The sequence below is a fragment of the Formosa sediminum genome (assembly GCF_007197735.1).
In the GTDB taxonomy this organism is placed as follows: domain Bacteria; phylum Bacteroidota; class Bacteroidia; order Flavobacteriales; family Flavobacteriaceae; genus Formosa; species Formosa sediminum.
Map to the genome: position 1 here is coordinate 299,946 of NZ_CP041637.1, position 20,905 is coordinate 320,850.

The 20,905-nt window shown below is 33.5% G+C and carries 17 protein-coding genes and 2 tRNA genes; 7 read left to right on the forward strand and 12 right to left on the reverse strand.

Features of this window, described 5'->3' with window-relative positions; all coding sequences use genetic code 11:
• Positions 1 to 78: 78 nt before the first annotated feature.
• Both porV and porU read right to left on the reverse strand, forming a co-directional pair.
• Positions 79 to 1,329: a type IX secretion system outer membrane channel protein PorV gene (gene porV, locus FNB79_RS01405; RefSeq protein ID WP_143379602.1), complete on the reverse strand. Its 1,251-nt coding sequence runs from the start codon at positions 1,327 to 1,329 to the stop codon at positions 79 to 81.
• A gap of 33 nt (positions 1,330 to 1,362) precedes the next feature.
• A complete protein-coding gene (gene porU, locus FNB79_RS01410; RefSeq protein WP_143379603.1) occupies positions 1,363 to 5,247 on the reverse strand; it encodes a type IX secretion system sortase PorU in 3,885 nt (1,294 codons plus the stop codon).
• A 264-nt stretch (positions 5,248 to 5,511) separates the two neighbouring features.
• On the opposite strand from porU, the gene gldJ reads away from it, so the two are divergent.
• Complete coding sequence (gene gldJ, locus FNB79_RS01415) at positions 5,512 to 7,182, forward strand: gliding motility lipoprotein GldJ (RefSeq protein ID WP_143379604.1); 1,671 nt, start codon at positions 5,512 to 5,514, stop codon at positions 7,180 to 7,182.
• Between the two features lie 66 nt (positions 7,183 to 7,248).
• The gene (locus tag FNB79_RS01420; RefSeq protein ID WP_143379605.1) at positions 7,249 to 8,532 is read left to right on the forward strand and encodes a UDP-N-acetylmuramoyl-tripeptide--D-alanyl-D-alanine ligase; all 1,284 of its coding nucleotides are present in this window, start codon (positions 7,249 to 7,251) and stop codon (positions 8,530 to 8,532) included.
• 57 nt (positions 8,533 to 8,589) lie between these two features.
• Here the strand turns inward: FNB79_RS01420 and FNB79_RS01425 are convergent.
• The 7 genes from FNB79_RS01425 to FNB79_RS01455 all read right to left on the reverse strand — a co-directional run bounded on the left by FNB79_RS01425 (position 8,590) and on the right by FNB79_RS01455 (position 13,353).
• Positions 8,590 to 8,664 (reverse strand) — tRNA-Val (locus FNB79_RS01425).
• A 79-nt stretch (positions 8,665 to 8,743) separates the two neighbouring features.
• Positions 8,744 to 8,818: transfer RNA gene (locus tag FNB79_RS01430), tRNA-Val, on the reverse strand.
• 64 nt (positions 8,819 to 8,882) lie between these two features.
• Positions 8,883 to 10,100 (reverse strand): bifunctional folylpolyglutamate synthase/dihydrofolate synthase, encoded by a 1,218-nt coding sequence (locus FNB79_RS01435; RefSeq protein WP_143379606.1) that lies wholly within the window; start codon positions 10,098 to 10,100, stop codon positions 8,883 to 8,885.
• 4 nt (positions 10,101 to 10,104) lie between these two features.
• Positions 10,105 to 10,989: an energy transducer TonB gene (locus FNB79_RS01440; RefSeq protein ID WP_143379607.1), complete on the reverse strand. Its 885-nt coding sequence runs from the start codon at positions 10,987 to 10,989 to the stop codon at positions 10,105 to 10,107.
• 1 nt (position 10,990) lies between these two features.
• Complete coding sequence (locus FNB79_RS01445) at positions 10,991 to 11,386, reverse strand: ExbD/TolR family protein (RefSeq protein WP_143379608.1); 396 nt, start codon at positions 11,384 to 11,386, stop codon at positions 10,991 to 10,993.
• Position 11,387: 1 nt separating this feature from the next.
• Positions 11,388 to 12,089, reverse strand: coding sequence for a MotA/TolQ/ExbB proton channel family protein (locus FNB79_RS01450; RefSeq protein WP_143379609.1), 702 nt, complete (start codon positions 12,087 to 12,089; stop codon positions 11,388 to 11,390).
• Between the two features lie 193 nt (positions 12,090 to 12,282).
• Positions 12,283 to 13,353, reverse strand: coding sequence for an anhydro-N-acetylmuramic acid kinase (locus tag FNB79_RS01455; protein ID WP_143379610.1), 1,071 nt, complete (start codon positions 13,351 to 13,353; stop codon positions 12,283 to 12,285).
• A gap of 95 nt (positions 13,354 to 13,448) precedes the next feature.
• Between FNB79_RS01455 and FNB79_RS01460 the strand changes: the two genes are divergently transcribed.
• The 5 genes from FNB79_RS01460 to FNB79_RS01480 all read left to right on the forward strand — a co-directional run bounded on the left by FNB79_RS01460 (position 13,449) and on the right by FNB79_RS01480 (position 17,637).
• Positions 13,449 to 14,594, forward strand: coding sequence for an acyl-CoA dehydrogenase family protein (locus tag FNB79_RS01460; RefSeq protein ID WP_143379611.1), 1,146 nt, complete (start codon positions 13,449 to 13,451; stop codon positions 14,592 to 14,594).
• Positions 14,595 to 14,699: 105 nt separating this feature from the next.
• The gene (gene msrA / locus FNB79_RS01465) at positions 14,700 to 15,365 is read left to right on the forward strand and encodes a peptide-methionine (S)-S-oxide reductase MsrA (RefSeq protein ID WP_143379612.1); all 666 of its coding nucleotides are present in this window, start codon (positions 14,700 to 14,702) and stop codon (positions 15,363 to 15,365) included.
• Between the two features lie 230 nt (positions 15,366 to 15,595).
• A complete protein-coding gene (locus FNB79_RS01470) occupies positions 15,596 to 16,378 on the forward strand; it encodes an SDR family oxidoreductase (protein WP_143379613.1) in 783 nt (260 codons plus the stop codon).
• Position 16,379: 1 nt separating this feature from the next.
• Positions 16,380 to 16,835, forward strand: a complete 456-nt coding sequence (locus FNB79_RS01475; protein WP_143379614.1) for a hypothetical protein — start codon at positions 16,380 to 16,382, stop codon at positions 16,833 to 16,835.
• Between the two features lie 160 nt (positions 16,836 to 16,995).
• Complete coding sequence (locus FNB79_RS01480; protein WP_143379615.1) at positions 16,996 to 17,637, forward strand: O-methyltransferase; 642 nt, start codon at positions 16,996 to 16,998, stop codon at positions 17,635 to 17,637.
• On the opposite strand, the gene FNB79_RS01485 is transcribed toward FNB79_RS01480, so the two are convergent.
• From FNB79_RS01485 to FNB79_RS01495, 3 genes are all read right to left on the reverse strand, one after another.
• Positions 17,638 to 17,925 (reverse strand): Sec-independent protein translocase subunit TatA/TatB, encoded by a 288-nt coding sequence (locus FNB79_RS01485; RefSeq protein WP_143379616.1) that lies wholly within the window; start codon positions 17,923 to 17,925, stop codon positions 17,638 to 17,640.
• Between the two features lie 80 nt (positions 17,926 to 18,005).
• Positions 18,006 to 20,312, reverse strand: coding sequence for a M1 family metallopeptidase (locus FNB79_RS01490; protein WP_143379617.1), 2,307 nt, complete (start codon positions 20,310 to 20,312; stop codon positions 18,006 to 18,008).
• A gap of 62 nt (positions 20,313 to 20,374) precedes the next feature.
• Positions 20,375 to 20,878, reverse strand: a complete 504-nt coding sequence (locus FNB79_RS01495; RefSeq protein ID WP_143379618.1) for a DUF6702 family protein — start codon at positions 20,876 to 20,878, stop codon at positions 20,375 to 20,377.
• Positions 20,879 to 20,905: the final 27 nt, after the last annotated feature.

The window sequence follows — 20,905 nt, forward strand, 5'->3', positions numbered from 1 at the left end:
AAGATATAAAACTATTTAAAACAAAAAACTATTGCATAACGCAATAGTTTTTAAACTTATAGAGTAAAAGTAATCGTACTAATACTCGTAATACGTTCCTGAACCTAAGTTAAACGTTAATGAGAAACGCAATGTGTTTTCTAACGGACTTGTCACTTTAGAAGTTGAAAATAAATATGATAAATCTATATTTACTACATTATATTTAAATCCTGCTCCTAATGCAAAAAATTGTCTGGCTCCTTTTTCTTCTGATTCATGAAAGTACCCCATTCTAAATCCAAAAGAGTCTTGATACATATATTCTGCACCTAAAGCCCATGTCCACTCTTGCATTTCTTCACTAAATCCGCCCGGCGCATCTCCAAATGATTGAAAAATACCTTTCATAAAATTAACATCATCAGATTGACCTTGATAAAAAACTCCATTTGTTTCAGACACTTGATCTCCTAAAATATCTACATTTTCGTCATATTCACCATTTCCATTTTCATCACTATATTCGTATTCGGTGCCATAAATTGGAGGTGTTGGCACTAATAACTTAGTAAATTCTGTAGTAACAGCTATGGTATTATATTCATCTAACACAAAATCAAAACCACCTCCTAAGCGTAAGGTTGTTGGCTGAAAGTTTTCAACTCCCCCCTCCTCGTAAGAGAACTTCGGACCTATATTCTGAATAGCGAATCCTCCTCTCCAACGGCCATTAAAATCGTTATAAGCTTCTTCTTCACTTTGGTAATACCCCGCTATATCAACACCAAAAGTTCCTGCTGCCTCTGCATCTACATCGCCCACATTAAGTTTTAAATCTGAACGCAAGTAACGCATGGCTACAGCCATTGAAAACTGATCGCTTAATCGTAAGGCATAAGACGCATCTAAAGCGAATTCATTAGGACGTTGTACGATAGGTTCTGAAAATTCATCTTCTGTAAATTCTATATCTCCTAAAGAAAAATATCTAAAACTTGCAGCAAAAGCACTTCTTTCGTTTATACGATTATAATAAGAAAAACCTCCTAAGAATATATCATTTACCAGCTTACTTAAATAAGGTGTATAACTGATAGCCACACCTGATTTGGCTTCGGAAAACGCATATTTTGAAGGATTCCATTGTTGTGAAAATCCATCTACAGACGTTGCTACTCCCATGTCTCCCATAGACGCTGCTCGTGCATCTGAAGCTATAAGTAAGAAAGGAACTCCTGTTGTAATAACTCTAGTATCTTGATCATTTGGGATAATTATGGTTGGATTTTGCGCTTGTATATTAAAGGTTACTAGTACAAAAAGTATTCCTAAAAGTAGTGTTTTCATTTAATTAATTTATGTTACAAATATATATGTTTATTAGAGGATTACAAGTTTCTCTATTTTTTCAACGGTTTTATTTAGTGTTTGTGAACGTACTTTTAATTTATATACATAAACACCTTTTCCTATTCTATCTCCAAAATCGTCGCGACCGTCCCAAACAATATCTCGTGACAATGTTGAATTGCCTCCATTACAACAATCTGTGCTATTTGTTTGTCCGTTAATAGTTCTAACTAATTTTCCGGAGACTGTAAAGATTTGTATAGAAACGTCTAAAGTACCCGAACTATTGTGATTAAACCAAAATTCTGTGTAATTTACAAAGGGATTAGGATAATTTAGCACATTTGTAATGATTAAACCTTCGCTTTCGTCGTACACTACAAATTGTATTTCGGAAGTAGAAGAATTATTATACACATCCCATGCTTTAACCGTTAGAGTGTGTAATCCGGCTTCTAAATCTCTAAACGGATAAGTAATTACACCTTTAGTATAATCATCTACCTCTGTTTGATAATAATCATTTAAAACGTACGGTGTTGTTTCATCTCCATCTAATACAGCTACTAAGTCATGACCAATACCGCTAGCGGTATTAATCCCATTTTCATCTTCTAATTTTACTAATAAAGAAGGCGACTCGTTCGTAATACCACCCGTCACAAAATTTTCATCGTTCATATAAAGACTTATTACTGGTCCAATATTATCTTCTTCTGCATTTTCATTTATTCCTCCTACTTGTATAACATCTACACTAGATCCAGATTGATCATTTAACTCCTCTTCTGCTTTGGCATAAAAACTAACCCGACCAGAACCCACTGGAACCCCAATATCTTTAGGAACTACAAAATCGAAACTAAATTTACCTTCTACTACAGATGCTTGTCCTCTAAAAATAATCTCACCTAACGTGGCAAAATCCATAATATATATTTCGTCCCCTACAACTGTACCGTCATTTCCCAAAGTAGATCTGCTGATATCTTTATCGTAAACTATTGAAGTTAAAATACCGTTATAATCTGACAATAAATTTCCGGAGGTATCTGTAACCTCTCCAGAAAAGGTTACTTTATCTAACGCCTTTAACTGATCTATGGTGCCGGATACAGCTTTACCATTTACTGCGGTAAGTTTTATGTTTGGTTTAGGGATAGCCAATTTCATTGCTGGATCTCCAATATAAAATACTAAATGTTTCTGACTAGAATAAGAAATAGAAGAATTGGTTTTAGTTAAACGTAAAGCTTCAGCCATTGATGGATATTCATCATCAGCATAACCATCTTCTGTATTATACGAAAACAGATACTCTGTTAAAATTGTATTGAAAGAAATACCTACGCTTACAAATATCTCTCGTGTTGTGGTTAACAAACTTACTGCGCCACCTTCTGGATTCCAATAGGTTATTTCTCCTGCAGTTTCCCGCAACGGATTATCAAAACGAGTAAACTCGCAAGTTACCGTTACAAAACAATTCATTTTATATTTATTAGACAAATCTTCGGCATCTGTAGCCATAAAAATACGCTCTGTTGCTAAACCATCTTCGCCTCCATGTCCAAAATAATTAACTAATAACGCACCATTTTGCATTGCACTAATCATCGCTTCATTAACTTCAGGATAACGATCGCCTCCAGAAGAAGACTCTTGGCTATAAGCGTCTGAATGAATTTTTGTGACATTAATAAACGGTTTCTTTTCAGAAATTTCATCAGCAATTTGATTGGTGGTTTCTTCTAAAATATATTCCCATGAATCATCTATATCATCCGAAACCATAATCACACTATTTCTCCAACTACCATAAGATGCTTCTTGGTAATAACGTTCAATTTTATCGACCATCTCTTTCGCTTGCGAAGGATTATCTGCAAGAATTCGTCCTAAAGCAATATCTAGTTGATCTGAAGTCTCCATACCCCCTTCATTGTCATCCATCATCCCATAAAAATCGTCAGACACATAGGAGCTTGTTAAACTAAAACTATTATATTCATGCCAAGACGGCACATAATATGCATTACTAGATAATCTACCCTTATAATCGTATGAACTATCTCCAAACATACACAAATATTTTATTGCATTATTAGGACTACTTGCATTATCGTACACATATTTAATAAAATTACGTATTGCGGCTATATCTTGATTTCCGGTACTGAACTCATTATAAATAGCATCTAAAGTCGCAACCTTTACATTTAACCCATATTGCGCTTTATTAATAGCAGCTAACCTTACTGCTTGAGTATAATATTCTGTTGGAGCTACTATAATATAGTCTACGTCCTGAAATTCTCCGGCATCATTTAAAAATACAGTTCCTTTTAAATCCTGATTTTCAATACGCGTATTAGATTCTCGTGTAGGCGTATAGTAATCTGAAGCTGTTACAGCAACAAATGTTTCTAATTGTCCTGCTGGTCTAACAAAACTAAAAGTAGATTCTGCAGTTGAATTGGCTAAAGAAGTTATTGAAAACGGATCTGAGACATTCCATATCTGAGAAACACCTGAAGCATTTTCTAACTGATATTCTACATATCCACTATTTAATGCAACATCTAAGTTGTAAAACCCAAATTGTTCTCCATTAAATTTTAAAGCGCGCGTAGCTTCTAAAGAGATATAATCTAAATATCCTAATGCACTTGGATTAGACTGTTGATTATAATTTAAACTCACTACAATATTATCACTGCTGCTTGTTATTAATGTATTTAAAGATGCTCCACTAGCTAAAGTGGGATCACTAACTCCATTTAAATTTAAAGTTCCCATAGATGTACCATTTACAGAAACATCAAAGCTTGAAGCACTATCTGAGGTTGATGCTACATAGGTTTTTAACCTAACAGATTCAGAGGTTACAAGATCTGGAATTTCAAAAGAAAAAGATTGTTGCAAGTCTACATCAAACCGATCCCCAAACCAACGTCTTCCTACTTGTGCCAAATTATACTCATCTACCTCATGAAACACATAAGTTTGATGTGTATTTACTATAAGATTTGGACTTGCATTTGAACTTGTAAAGGCTTGAATTCGTTTTCCCTCTACACCATCTACTTTTAAAAAATAAGAGGTTTGCGTCGTATAACAATTAATATTTGTATTACTCTGCTCATTATAACCATTCGGTCCAATGGCATAAAACAATATGTAATCATCATCATCAAAAGAACCATCAGCCTCTCCAACCACTTGAATAGCATTTTCTACAATATCAAAATATTTTACATCGGCATTGTCGTACGGAATCATACTCCCGCCATTACCATAAATTTTGAATTGTTTTGGGTTTACACTATTTACACTAACCCCCAATTGTCTTAAAAACGATTTAGACAATTTATACACTCCTGTAGTATCAACAAAAAACTGATACCATTCTCCTGATTTTAAAACCGAACTTGAAATACTAGGAACAGCTGAAACAGACAAACTACTTCTACTAGAAGTTTGGGTATTATACACAAGATTAAAGGACGTAATTTTTTTATAAGAATTTTCACCATCCTTAATAATAGGAGATACTTCTAAATACCCGTAAGTTTTAAAACGCGCCACAGATTTTCTTAAAGTAAACTCTATATTATTAGGAATAGTGCTAACATCTAATCCTTTTAGATCAGATTTAGAGATTGCGGTATATGTTACATTTTCTAATTGCGCAGAAGATTCGTCTATAGAGCTACTTAGTTGCCATTTAGAAACAAATCTCACTCCTTTCTCGATACTATAATCAAAATACTCTGCATTAAAACTTGGTACCTGAACAGAAAAACGTCCTGTAGAAATTGTAACATATCCATCCCAATCTAATTTAAATTGTTTTTGCTGGGCAAAACTTAAAGTTGAAACCAAAACCAAAAGGAATACGACTGTTTTTTTCATTATTTTAATAACGTTTAACGTTAGAAATTAGTATAAAATTTTAGTTTTTCACGAAATTAAGTCAAAAGTACAATAATATTTCATGATATATTACGTTTATACAAAACACCAAAACATTAGGTTAAACGGACAAATCATCGTTATAATGAATAAAAAATAGGACGAAATACACATTTTTTATCTCAAATTAGCCAAAATAGCTTGCAGTGTAAGGTTAAATTCTTATATTGCAGGACCAAAAATAACATTTGCTTACTTAAAAGTATGGATATGAAAAACATAGTAACCGTAAAGGGGCTGTTAGTAGTAACAATCGCTTTAGCCGCTATTAGCTGTAAAAATTCAAGTTCGAATAGTTCAAAAGCCACAGGCTGGGAAATAAACTCCAAAGAAGGAGGGTTCCAATATAACACACAATATAAGGAGCAAGAAACTGCTCCTGGACTAGTCTTTATTGAAGGAGGAACTTATACTAAAGGACAAGTTCAAGATGACGTTATGCATGACTGGAACAATACGCCTACACAACAACACGTACAGTCATTTTACATGGATGAGACTGAAGTAACAAACATCATGTATCTTGAATACTTAGATTACTTAAAACGTATCTTCCCTCCATCGGAAGAAGGTTTTAGAGCTATATACAATGGTGCTTTACCTGATACCTTAGTTTGGAGAAACCGTTTAGGGTACAATGAAGTTATGACGGATAATTATTTACGTCATCCTGCATATGCAGAATACCCTGTTGTTGGTGTAAGCTGGATTCAAGCAGTAGAATTTGCTAAATGGAGAACAGACCGAGTAAATGAGCACAACCTAGCGGAAGCCGGATATTTAGATAAAAAAGCGCTTCGCACTGAAGTAACGGCATCTTCTAATTTTAGTACAGATGCTTATATTAATGCTCCTGAACAAACTTTTGCAGGAAATGAAGATATCAAGAAAACAGGAAGAAAAAGCTCTGTAAGAACAGATGCAGACGGAAATGAAACAAACATTTACGCCACAAGAGAAACTGGAATCTTATCTCCAGCATACAGGCTACCTACCGAAACAGAATGGGAATATGCTGCCTTAGGACTTGCCGAACTTAGAGAATACAATACTTACAGAGGTAGAAAAAAATATCCTTGGGATGGCCAATACACTCGTTCTGATAAACGTAGAACTTTAGGAGACCAAATGGCTAACTTTAAACAAGGGAAAGGGGACTATGGTGGAATTGCTGGTTGGTCTGATGATAATGCAGATATTACCGCTAAAGTAAAATCATACAAACCAAATGACTTTGGACTGTATGATATGGCTGGTAACGTTGCAGAATGGGTTGCAGATGTTTACCGTCCTATAGTAGACGACGACTTTAACGACTTTAACTACTATAGAGGTAACGTGTATACAAAAAATGCAATAAATGAAGATGGTACCGTTAAAATTGTAACTACAGATGACATTGTTTACGACACATTAAGCAACGGAAAAATAGTAGCTAGAAATTTACCAGGAGACATTTTACAAGTACCAGTAGATGAGAATGATACTTACTTACGTACTAATTTTGATTCTAGTGATAACCGTGACTTTAGAGATGGAGACAAAAGATCTTCACGTTATTATGCACAAAATTTCGACGACGAAGATGGTGAAGAAAAAACAGAAAAAATGTATCACGCTCCAAAAAACACAATTAAAAGAGATGCTGAAGGGAATATCATTAGAGAGTACGATAAATCAAATAACAAAACTTCTATGATTAGTGATGAGGTACGTGTGTATAAAGGTGGTTCATGGAAAGATAGAGAGTATTGGTTAGATCCAGCTCAAAGACGTTATTTCCCTCAAGATATGGCTACAGACTACATTGGCTTTAGATGTGCAATGTCTAGAGTAGGTTCTAAAACCAAATCTAATGCTAAGATGAGAAATTAATAACTCACACATTATAATATTAAAAGTCCTAACCTTGTGTTAGGACTTTTTTTATACATTTATATTATGAAAACATCAGACTTACACGCCCTATATTTAGACTGCAATGCAGTTTGTACAGATACAAGAACCGTTACAAAAAATGATATGTTTTTTGCTTTAAAAGGAGATCTTTTTAACGGAAACACTTTTGCTCAGCAAGCGCTTGAAGCAGGTGCAAAATACGCTATAATAGACGATCCTAACTATGCCGTTGCAGACCATACAATTATTGTTGAAGATGTTTTAAAAACCCTTCAAGCCCTTGCATCTTACCACAGAGATTATTTAAATATCCCTATTATTGGTCTTACGGGTAGTAATGGAAAAACAACCACTAAAGAATTAATAAACGCAGTATTATCTCAAAAATATAATACCACTGCAACGGCTGGTAATTTAAACAACCACATAGGCGTCCCCTTAACATTGCTTGCTATGAATACAAAAACAGAAATAGGAATTGTAGAGATGGGCGCTAATCATTTAAAAGAAATAGAATTTCTATGCACTATTGCTAAACCCAATTTTGGATACATCACAAATTTTGGTAAAGCACACTTAGAAGGTTTTGGTAGTATAGAAGGTGTTGTTAAAGGAAAATCTGAATTATATAATTATATAAAATCTACAGATGGAACTGTATTTATAAACCAAAAAGACAATAAACAGGTAACGCTAACTAGTGATTTAAACACTTACGCTTTTGGTGACAATTCTACAACTGCTCAAACTATTGTAAATTTAATTACAGTAGATCCATTTGTTGTGGCCGAGCATCATGATAACATTATTAAGAGTCAGTTAATAGGATCATATAATTTTACTAACATTTCTGCAGCCATAGCAATTGGTACTTATTTTAAAGTAAATAATACGAATATAAAAACTGCTATAGAAACCTATATCCCAACAAATAATCGATCGCAAATCATAATACAAGGGACTAATAAAATTATTTTAGATGCATATAATGCAAATCCAACAAGCATGAGGGCTGCATTAGAAAGTTTTGAAACTTTAAAAGACAATCAAAAAGTAGCTATTCTTGGCGATATGTTTGAACTTGGTAACGAAGCAATTAAAGAGCACCAAGAAATAGTAGATTTAGCAGCTTCATTAAATATTCAAAAGGTTTACTTTATTGGAGCGCAATTTAATGAAGCAACAACCAACTCTAAACAAATTACAGCTTACAATAGTTTTGAAGCATTTAAACCGGCTTTAAAGGAGTTAGAAGTCTCTAATACCACGATCTTAATAAAGGCTTCTCGAGGCATGAAACTAGAACGCATTCTAGACCTAATTTAAAAAACGAATTAAATAAAAAAAGCTTCTCAAAAAATTGAGAAGCTTTTTATTTGCTTGTGGGCGCAGAGGGATTCGAACCCCCGACCCCTTGGGTGTAAACCAAGTGCTCTGAACCAACTGAGCTATGCGCCCTAATTATTAGATCTCTGTTTTATAAATTTCAATTACTCTAAAATTCATAAAAAAACTTCTCAAAACAGAGAAGCTGTTGTGGGCGCAGAGGGATTCGAACCCCCGACCCCTTGGGTGTAAACCAAGTGCTCTGAACCAACTGAGCTATGCGCCCTAATTATTAGGTGTGCAAATATACACTTGTTCTTGATACTACAAAAACTTTTTTTTACTTTTTTTTAAATTATTTCTGCGACTACAAAAGTACTCCCTCCAATATAAATAAAGTCTGAGGACTTCGCATTTTGCAAAGCACTTTTATAAGCCTCATTTACAGAATTATATACATTACCTTTAAAACCATGTACAGTAAATATATCATACAAAGTATCTACAGGCATACCTCTAGGCACATCTGGCTTACAGAAATAATACGTCGCTTGTTTGGGTAGTAATGTTAATATAGATACAACATCTTTATCGTTAACCACACCAAAAACCATATGTAACGACGCGAAACTTTCTGATTTAAGCTGATTCATTACATCTGTTAGCCCTTCTTTATTATGCCCCGTGTCACATACAACTTTAGGATGGTGTTGTAAAATTTGCCAACGGCCTTTTAAACCTGTATTTTTCATAACATTTAAAAGTCCGGTTTTAATATGTGTATCTAAAATACAATAGCCTAGTAATTGTAATTCTTTTACAGATTGTAATACCGTTTTTATGTTCTTAGTTTGGTAACTTCCTTTTAAATCGCTTAAATACGACGAAGAATCAAACTGATCTGCAAATACAATTTTAGCATTTTTTTGTAATGCTATAGATTTAAATATTGGTACCGTTTCTACTTGTGTTTCACCAATCACCACCGGAATATGATCTTTAATAATACCGCCTTTTTCCTTTGCTATTTCTGGCAAAGTTGTACCTAAAAACTGAGTATGATCTAGACCAATATTAGTGATTATTGAGAGTTCTGGTGTTATAATATTTGTAGAATCTAATCGTCCTCCTAAACCAACTTCAACAACAGCAACATCAACTTGCTCGTTCTTAAAGTACTCGAAAGCCATGCCCACAGTCATTTCAAAAAAAGAGAGTTGATATGTTTCAAAAAATCCTTTGTTGGTCTTAATAAAATCTACCACAAAGTCTTCTGATACTTCTTGACCATTTATTCTAATACGCTCTCTAAAATCTTTTAAATGTGGAGACGTATATAATCCAACTTTATATCCTGCTTCTTGCAGTATAGAAGCTAACATATGGCTGGTAGATCCCTTACCATTAGTTCCTGCTACATGAATAGATTTAAATTTATTCTCAGGATGATTTAAATGTTTGGCTAAACAAATTGTATTACTAAGATCTGTTTTAAAAGCAGACTGTCCTTGGCGTTGATACATTGGAAGTTGAGTAAACAGCCACTGCACGGTGTCTTGATATGTCATAATATTATTGACCTACACTAAAATTGATACTTACAAACCCTATTTGTCGCGCTGGTGCATTAGGATCTGGTCTCCATTTATGAGACAGAGCTATTTTTCTTGCTGGTTCTAATAAACACGAACTTTTATTTTGTGTCCCTTTTACTCCTGGAGTAGCCTTTATAACTTCTCCTTGTCTATTAACTTCTATCTCCACAACCACCAATCCAGATTCATTACAGTCTTGTTTTATAGGTGTAAAAGATGCTTTACCTCGTCCATTTAAACCGTAACCAACACCTCCACTACCTGAGCCTGCACCTCCAAAATAACTAGCTGCATAAGGATTTCCATCTAATTGTCCTTTATCTCCTGCTTGGTTATCGTTTCCTTCGCTACCTTTTGCAGTACCTTCAGATTTACTTACACCTCCAATTAAAGCATCGAGTTTCTTTTTCTTTTCTTCTTTTTCACGCTGTTCTTTTGCTACACGTTCAGCCTCTGCTTTAGCTTTAGCATCAGCTTCGGCTTTAGCCTTATTTTCCGCTTCTTTCTTCGCTTTAGCTTCAGCTTCTTTTTGCTTTTTTATGGCTACAGCTTCGCTGTTATCCTCTGTTAAAACCTCTTCTTTAACTTGAGATGCTTCTGCTGGAGCAGGCTTTACAGGTTCGGGTTCTGTAACTTCTTCCGGGACCTTGTTCACTTTAACAGGCTCAGATTTAATAGGCTCATTTGGTTGTACATTACCACTACCAAAATCTGTAGTTCCAAAATTTACTGCCACACCATATTCTTCTGGCGGATCCATATAAGGTGGCCCCATAACAAACATTAACAACACTAAAATCACACAAATTAATAGTGTGATTGTTGCCGAATTACGTTCATGTTTTGTTTCTAAATATTTCATATTAGTTATTTGGTCGTACAGCCAAAATCACTTTAAATTTATTTCTGTTGGCGATATCCATCACTTTAACAACATGCTCTACAGGTACAGATTCTTCAGCACGCAATACAATAGTAGGCTTATCTTCTTTTGCTAACGCATTTTTAATTTCATGCTCTAAGACACTTTCACCAACACGTTTTTGATCTATATAATACGTTAAATCTTTTTTAATACTAACCGCTATAGTTTGCTTATTTTCTGTTTTACCACTTGCTTTAGGCAATAAAACATCGATAGCATTAGTAGTTACTAAAGTTGATGCCAACATAAAAAAGATAAGTAGCAAGAATACAATATCTGTCATTGACGACATATTGAATTCTGGTGTTACTTTATTTCTTCCTCTAATATTCATATTAAATTGGCTCGTTTAAGTGATCTAAAAATTCTAACGAATTATATTCCATCTGGTATACAACTTTATCTGTTTTTACAACCAAATGGTTATATGTCATATAAGCTACAATACCTACTATTAAACCAGCAACAGTAGTTGTCATCGCTGTATACAGACCGTCTGCTAACAATTTAATATCAATTTGTCCTCCAGAATTGGCAATCTCAAAAATAGAAAGGATCATTCCTATTACCGTTCCTAAAAACCCAATCATAGGTGCTGCTCCAGAAATGGTTGCTAAAACACTAACATTTTTTTCTAATCCATAGACTTCTAATCGACCAGCATTTTCAATCGCTGTATTAATATCTTCTAAAGGTTTTCCTATTCTTGAAATCCCTTTACCAATTAATCTAGAAACTGGTGTATTTTGCTGTGCACACAATGTTTGGGCAGAATCAATTTTACCATCACTTACATGATCTTTAATTTGATTCATAAAATTTGCATCGATATGTGACGCGGCTTTAATGGCAAACAAACGTTCAAAATAAATATACAGTGCTGCTACTAACAATAAAAATAAAATTCCGATAATGAGTTGTCCAGCAACTCCTCCACTGCTAATTAATTCTATTATAGATAGTGTTTTTTTTACAGGTTCTCCATCTGTTAGAACTTCAACTCCTTCTGTAGGGTCTTGAAAAAGGGCGTATAACATAAATTTTTTTAATGATTTACTTAATAATAATTAACGTACAATTTAGGTTTAAAGTATATTCTAAATACAAGTCTTTGTATAATTACTTACAAACTCTTTACTATTACCGCTGAAGTGTACTTAGATATAACTTGTTAAGATTATACTATAACAAATATAAAAAACTATAGTCCTGAAAAAACTAATTATTACATTATTTTAAATAGGAGTATACAACTCCTGTTGAATGGTTTTGAGATGCTCCGGTTACACTTTTTAAACAATTGATTTCACCTCTTAATTTTAAAACCCCTAACAATCCAAAAATTAAAGCTTCTTTATATTCTACAACAGCGTGATCTGGTATAATTATTTTACAAGGAGCTAATGCTTTTAGGCGGTCGATTAAAAATGAATGATATGCACCTCCTCCTGTAATTAATAAAGACGTGTTTTGAGAATGAGGTAAAATTTTAGCTAGTTGTATGGCAATATGCTCTACAAAAGTGCGTAAAATATCATGTACATCTAAGTGTTTTTCATCTATTAAAGGGAATATCTTATCCATTACCCACTCTAAACCTAAAGATTTTGGATAAGGCGCTTTATAAAATGGCAAAGCATTTAATTGATGAAGTAAATCTGCATTCACTAAACCTGTAGCCGCTAGTTTACCTCCATCATCATAATCGAATCCCAATGGTTGAATATAATGGTTTAAAACTATATTTACAGGGCACACATCAAAAGCAATGCGTTCACCCGCTAATTGAGTAGATACATTTGCAAATCCACCCAAATTTAAACAAAAGTCGTATTCAGAAAATAGTAATGCATCACCTATAGGCACTAAAGGAGCGCCTTGTCCTCCTAGTTTTACATCTTGAACTCTAAAATCACAAACCACTTGTTGTTTTAAAATATGTGCTAGTTCTGGTAAATTTCCTATTTGGTATGTAAGTCCATGTTCTGGATCGTGTAATGCTGTATGGCCATGAGAACATATGGCATCTATATTATTTATATCATGCTTAACAATAAACTCCTGAATTAAACCCGCTAAATAAAGAGTATAATCTGCATCTATTTGTTGTAGTTCTGGCTTAGAATAATTTATTAAATGTTTTAAATTGTTTAACCATTTTGCTGTGTACGGGATGGTTTCTGCATTTAAAATTGAAAACTCCCAACCCGAATCGTAATTAAAATCTGCATAAATGATATCTACCCCATCTAAAGATGTACCCGACATGACACCAATGACCTTGAAATTATTTTTTATCATATTTTAAAAATTAAATTGATTTAATTAAGCAATTATCATAAATAATACATAATTTAGAGTATTTACTAAAAAATACACAATTAAACGTATTTATTATGAATTTCAACTTAACCGAAGAACACATCATGATTCGTGATGCTGCTCGTAATTTTGCTCAAACCGAATTATTACCTGGAGTAATTGAACGCGATAATAAACAAGAATTCCCTAAAGTACAAATTAAAAAAATGGCAGAACTCGGTTTTTTAGGAATGATGGTAGATCCAAAATATGGAGGTAGTGGGTTAGATACGCAATCTTATATACTTGCCATGGAAGAAATTTCTAAAATAGATGCATCTGCTGCTGTGGTAATGTCGGTAAACAACTCTTTAGTTTGCTGGGGTTTAGAACACTATGGCACTGAAACACAAAAGCAAAAATATCTAACAAAATTAGCAACCGGAGAAGTTATTGGTGCTTTTTGTTTAAGTGAACCTGAAGCTGGTAGCGATGCAACGTCTCAAAAAACCACAGCTATTGAACATGACGATTATTACTTATTAAACGGAACTAAAAACTGGATTACTAACGGTAGCACAGCTGATTTTTATATTGTAATTGCACAAACACACGTAGAAAAAAAACATAAAGGTATTAATGCTTTTATAATAGAAAAAGGATGGAAAGGCTTTGATATTGGCCCAAAGGAAGACAAATTAGGTATTCGAGGCAGCGACACCCATTCATTACAATTTAATGATGTTAAAATTCCTAAAGAAAACAGAATTGGAGATGATGGCTTTGGATTTAAATTTGCTATGAAAACTCTTGCTGGCGGACGTATAGGCATTGCCGCTCAAGCCTTAGGCATTGCCTCTGGCGCTTACGAGTTGGCACTAAAATATGCTAAAGAACGTAAAACATTTGGTACAGCCATTTGTAACCACCAAGCTATTTCTTTTAAACTTGTAGATATGGCAACCCAAATTGAAGCGGCACGGCACTTGTGTATGAAAGCGGCATGGGAAAAAGATCAGAATATGGATTACACTGTTTCTGGAGCTATGGCAAAACTATATGCTTCTAAAGTTGCAATGAACACAACTATTGAAGCTGTTCAAGTACATGGTGGTAATGGCTTTGTAAAAGATTATCATGTAGAACGCTTAATGCGAGATGCAAAAATTACTCAGATTTACGAAGGCACTTCCGAAATTCAAAAAATTATAATTTCCAGACGCCTTATTGGTACTAAATAACATTTAGTAATTTAATTAATAATAAAACTCTGGTTAAAACATCAGAGTTTTTTTTATGCCAAATTGTAAGTTAATCAAAACAAAACCGACTTAACTTAAAAAAATATGCAATCCATAAAAATATCAATACTTACATTCATTACTGTGTTTGCCTTTAGTTGTAAACATGAAGCACAAACTAATCCTAAGCAAGAAGCAATTAAAAATGCCCAACCTGTTCAAGTAAAATCCTCTAAACATGAAGCTAAAGCTTATTTTGCTAGCGGATGCTTTTGGTGCGTAGAGACTATTTATGAAAGTGTTATTGGAGTTAAAGAAGTTATTTCTGGGTATTCTGGTGGGCACACAAAAAACCCAACCTATGAAGCTAGTAATACTGGTAAAACTGGGCACGCAGAATCTGTTGAAGTAATTTACGATCCTATAAAAGTAAGTTTTGAAACTTTAGTAGATGTGTATTTTGGATCTCAGGACCCCACTCAAGTAAACGGACAAGGACCAGATCACGGATCGCAATACCGTTCTATAATCTTTTATCAAAATGAAGCACAAAAACAAATTATTGTTAAAAAGAAAGCAGATTTAGAGCAATCTTTAAATAAAAAAGTAGATGCTGAAATATATCCATTTCAAAAATTTTGGAGAGCAGAAGACTATCACCAAGACTATAAAAAACATCACCCAAACAATGGTTATATTATAAATGTATCAATCCCTAGATATAATGCCTTTAAAGCAAAATTTCCTGAATTAATAAAAAAGAATCATTAAAGTGTATAATTTTTTGTTTTAACAAAATCCAAAACGCCATCCCGATACGTATATAATGTATACTATTCCGCATTATGCGTCTATATATATGATGAACGCTTCAGTTGTAACAAACTACTGAAGCGTTTTTTGTTATATATTATCTAAAGTTTTAATTGCTTTTAAAGACTTGGCTGTATTAATGCTTATTTTTGTAATACAGTATTTATAGCTTAAAATCTTTTTATTATATGAACTTTAATTTAAAAAATAAATATGCTTTAGTTTGCGGAAGTACTTCCGGAATAGGTAAAGCAACAGCTTTTCTTTTAGCAGAAGAAGGTGCAAAAATAACTTTAGTTGCTAGAAATGAAGACAAACTAAAACAGGTTTGTGCAGAGTTACCAAATGCAAACCTACACGACTATATTGTGGCAGATTTTTCTAACCCAAACGATTTACAAAACAAATTAGAAACATACTGTACCACACAGCACGGTTTTCATATTTTAGTTAATAATACAGGTGGCCCAGCCGCCGGGCCTATATACTCGGCAACTTTAGATGCTTTCGAAATTGCTTTTACTCAGCACTTAAAGTGCAATCATATTTTGGTACAAACTTTAGCTCCATTTATGAAAGAAGTAAACTATGGTAGAATTATAAATGTTATTTCTACCTCTGTAAAACAACCAATAGATGGACTTGGAGTGAGTAATACCATACGTGGCGCTGTGGCGAGCTGGAGTAAAACGCTATCTAATGAATTAGGTGAGTTTGGTATTACAGTAAACAACGTACTTCCTGGATCTACAGCCACACAACGCTTGTTTGATATTTTTAAAGATACAGCTCGTATTACAGGGCAAACTGAAGCCGAAATTATAGAAGAATCTGCAAAATCTATTCCTGTGCATCGTTTTGCTACTCCAGAAGAAATTGCTAATGCTATTGTGTTTTTAGCTAGTGAACTAGCCAGTTACATAAACGGTATTAACCTTCCTGTAGATGGTGGTCGTATTAAAAGTTTATAACATGAAATATCTAATCGTTACGTGTTTTGCAATTCTATCGCTACAGTTACATGCTCAATATCAAATTAAAAATGTAACTAACGCAGAAATTGATGAATTGCAAACCATTGAACAGGTTGTAAATTGGATACAGTTTGGACAATCAGACCAAGTAATTACTAACATTTTTAATGATGAAGTCATTGATAAGATTTATTTAAATATTGAATCTAAATCCATCTCAATGAAATATCCTCGGACTGAAATTTCTAAACAAAGTTTAAAAGAAATTAAAGACGAATCGAGTATTGTATGGTATGAACGAACTATTTTTAAGGAACGTAAAAAGGGATTAAAACCTGTTTATCAGATTTATGTTACTATTGATATGGATACCTCGCCATACGAAATATTAGATTTATTTTTAAGACGTGGTAAAAAAGTTGAAATTCGCGATCATGAACAGGACTCCTTTTAAGGTTTGAAAATACCTGTTATTTGCGTTAGGGATTGAAGCGGCATCCTTTTTTAATTATTAAAAATTAAAAAAGATATAGTGAAAAGCCCGACTGGTGTTTATTTTTTTATAAACACTAGAAACGCCAAAAAATTAAAAAATAACGCTTACACATTTACACATGCATTTTATACCTCAAGAGCTAGACAATTACGTTGTAAAACATACAGAAGATGAACCTAAGTTATTAAAACAATTAACACGAGAAACCTATCAAAAAATATTGCAACCTCGCATGCTAAGTGGGCATTATCAGGGACGTATTTTAAGTATGATTTCTAAATTAATACAACCTAAAATTATTTTAGAAATTGGAACTTATACAGGCTATTCTGCTTTGTGTTTAGCTGAAGGTTTACACCAAAATGGGCAGTTACATACTATAGATGTTAATGAGGAGTTATACGATTTTCAGAGAAAATATTTTGATGCTTCTGAATTTGGGACACAAATTAAGCAACATTTAGGATCGGCTATCGATGTTATTCCTGAATTAGAAGGTGGATTTGATTTAGTTTTTATAGATGCCGATAAAGAAAATTATCCTAATTACTTTAATTTAATTATTGATAAGTTAAATCCAGGTGGTGTGATTTTATCTGACAATGTATTGTGGAGTGGAAAAGTTATCGAGCCATTAAATCCTAAAGACGTATCTACAAAAGCTGTTTTAGAATATAATACCTTGTTAAAAGAAGACGATAGGATTGAAACGGTACTGCTTTCTGTGCGCGATGGCTTAACAATTAGTAGAAAAAGATAGTTACATTTTACGACGTACAGATCCTGTAAAATCTTCTAAATCGTCTTTTACTTGCTTTAATTGTTCTTGCACATCTTTAGTTACTGATGTATCTAGTCCGTTCTTATCTGCTGTTTTAGTGATCTCAGATTTAATGTCGTTGGTTGCATTTTTAATTTCTTTAATGCCTTTCCCTAAACCACGTGCAATCTCTGGCACTTTGTCTGCACCAAATACCATGACAACAATAAATAACACGAACATTATCTCTGCGCCACTAATAAATAAAAATATAGGTTGTTGTATCACGATGTAAATATACTAAGTGTTTCAATACAAAATTAAAAAAAAGCCAACTTAAAAAGTTGGCTTTAACATAATGTTTTTATTTAGTTTTTAGATTTTTCTTTAAATGCATCAAAATCACTTGGTTTAGATTCTCTTGGCCAAGAATTGTTTGATGTATCTACATCTGCTGTTTCAAGATTTGGATCGACAGTTATACTTACAATCTCTTTATCTGAAGCTACAGATTTACTAACCTCTTTATCGTTATGCCTCCATATTTGAGCTGGATACGTTTCTGTTTTAGAAGTTCCATCTGCATATTTATACTCAACTATAATTGGCATTACTAATCCGCCTGGTTTTTCAAAAGTTACGTTATAGAAATATTTAGGCTCTTTAAGTTTTTTACGCTCTTCTGGAGTAAAATTATCCATTAAATATTCTTTAAGTGTAGGAGAGTTATCTACTGCACTTCCATTTTTAAGAGAGTCTTTAAACTCGTCGCTACCTTCTTCTACCATATATACTAATGGCGGTAAGTCACTAACAGCAATACCGTAGCGTTCTGCTTGCTTTTTAGTTGCTTCATTTACTTCTGAAGATACATAATATTTTTTAACGTCTTTAACTCCAATATCTACATAATCTGTAGTGTAGAACCATCCTCTCCAGAACCAGTCTAAATCTACTGCAGAAGCATCTTCCATTGTTCTAAAAAAGTCTTCTGGTGTTGGGTGTTTAAACATCCAACGTTGTGCATATTCTCTATAAGCATAGTCAAACAATTCATGTCCCATAATTGTTTCTCTTAATATATTTAATGCTGTTGCAGGTTTAGCGTAAGCATTATTACCAAATTGGTATGTATTTAAGCCTTTAGTCATGATTGGTGCTATAAAATCTTGATCGCCTCCCATATAAGGAACAATTTTAGCGGCTGGTCCTCTTCTAGAAGGGTATGCTGTTTGTCCAGGAGACAATGCACTTGGATATTCTTGTCCAAACTCTTGCTCTGCTACATACTGCGTAAAGGTATTTAAACCTTCGTCCATCCAAGTCCATTGGCGTTCATCGCTATTTACAATCATTGGAAAGAAGTTATGTCCAACTTCATGTATAATTACACTTATCATTCCAAATTTAACTCTGTCTGGATATTTACCATCTTTATCTGGACGGCCGTAATTCCAACAAATCATAGGATATTCCATTCCTTGATTTTTTGCATGTACAGATATGGCTTTATGGTAAGGATAATCAAAAGTCATTTTAGAGTACGATTTTAGAGTACTTGCTACTGCTTTAGTAGACCATTCTTCCCAAAGAGGGTTACCTTCTTTAGGATACATAGACACTGCCATAATATCTTTTCCTCCAATTTTAACAGCCATCATATCCCAGATAAACTTTCTTGAAGTAGCAAAACCAAAGTCACGTACATTTTCAGCGTACAGCTTCCATGTTTTTGTCTTATTACTAAATTGCTTTTCGGCAGCTTCTGCTTCTTCTTGTGTAACAATCACTACTGGCTCATCAAAAGATTTTTGAGCCTTTTCGTAACGCTTCATCATCTCCTTAGAGAATACTTCTTTTCTATTCATTAATTTACCTGTCCCATCAAGTATATGGTCTGCAGGCACAGTAATGTTTACTTCAAAATTACCAAATGGTAATGCAAATTCGTCACGACCCCAGAACTGTGAATTTTGCCATCCTTCTACGTCGTTATAAACTGCCATTCTTGGGTAAAATTGAGCAATAACGTAAGCTCTATTTCCATCTTCTGGAAAATATTCATAACCAGAGCGTCCTCTCCCATTGACGTGATCGTTAATGTTATACCACCATTTAATAGAAAATGAAAATTTCTCTCCAGACTTTAAAGGTTGTGGCAACTCTACACGCATCATGGTTCTGTTAATCATGTGTGTTAATGCTTTACCTGATGTATCTGTAACAGCTTCTATATTGAATCCGCCATCGAAAGGCTCTTCCATATAATTTGATACAAATCCTCCTGGTTGCTGTCCTGCAGCCACGCCTCCACCTTCAATTAAAGGTGTTTTAGAATCTTTAGCACGCATATTTTGATCTAATTGTACCCATAAGTATTTTAAAACATCTGGAGAATTGTTTGTGTATGTAATAGTTTCAGCACCAGATATTTTAGCATTTTTATCATCTAATGTAATATCCATTTTATAATCTGCTTGCTGTTGGTAATAAGCAGGACCCGGCGCTCCAGAAGCAGTTCTAAACATGTTAGGTGTAGAAAACTCGTCGTATAACTGCTTAAATTTGTTGTTGTTAGTGTGTCCCGGTTTACGTTCGGGTTGCGCTTTTTCTTGCGCCATAACGCCTGCTGAGATAAAAACAGCAGAAAGGATTAGGTACTTTAGTCTTTTCATATTTTTTTGTTTGGAAATAAATTGGTTTGGAAAAATAATACTTTTATGTGGTATTCTGAAGTTTAATCAAATTTTAACAATCCTTTATCATTTTGCTTAATTAGAATAAAACTTTTTTTCTTATTATTTATATCTAGTCGTACTACATTTTGTTGCTCTTCAAACACATCCATTAAGACTAAATTTTGAACTTCAATTTTAGAAATGTTGGAGATGTTAGTTATTTCAATATAACATATAGCAATATCATCATCATATTCCTTACCTATAAATTGCAAGACAGCATCTTTACCGTTAATTTTAATTCTTAATTTTTCTGTTAGATATTTTTCTAAATAAAAATCAACTTGTGGAGATTCATCTTTTATAGCTAAAGTGATGGATTTATCGAACCGTTCTCGAACCAAGCGTTCTAAATCATCTATAAATATTCTTGAAATTATTTGTACAGATTGTTTTTCTTTAACATAATGTATTTCGGTAATACTCACATAATATTTATGCGCAGTGGTAAATGCCAGTATTGGCAATAAAACGAATAAGAGAAAATACTTAAGGGCTTTCATTTTTATATTTTAAGGTATAAATGTAAT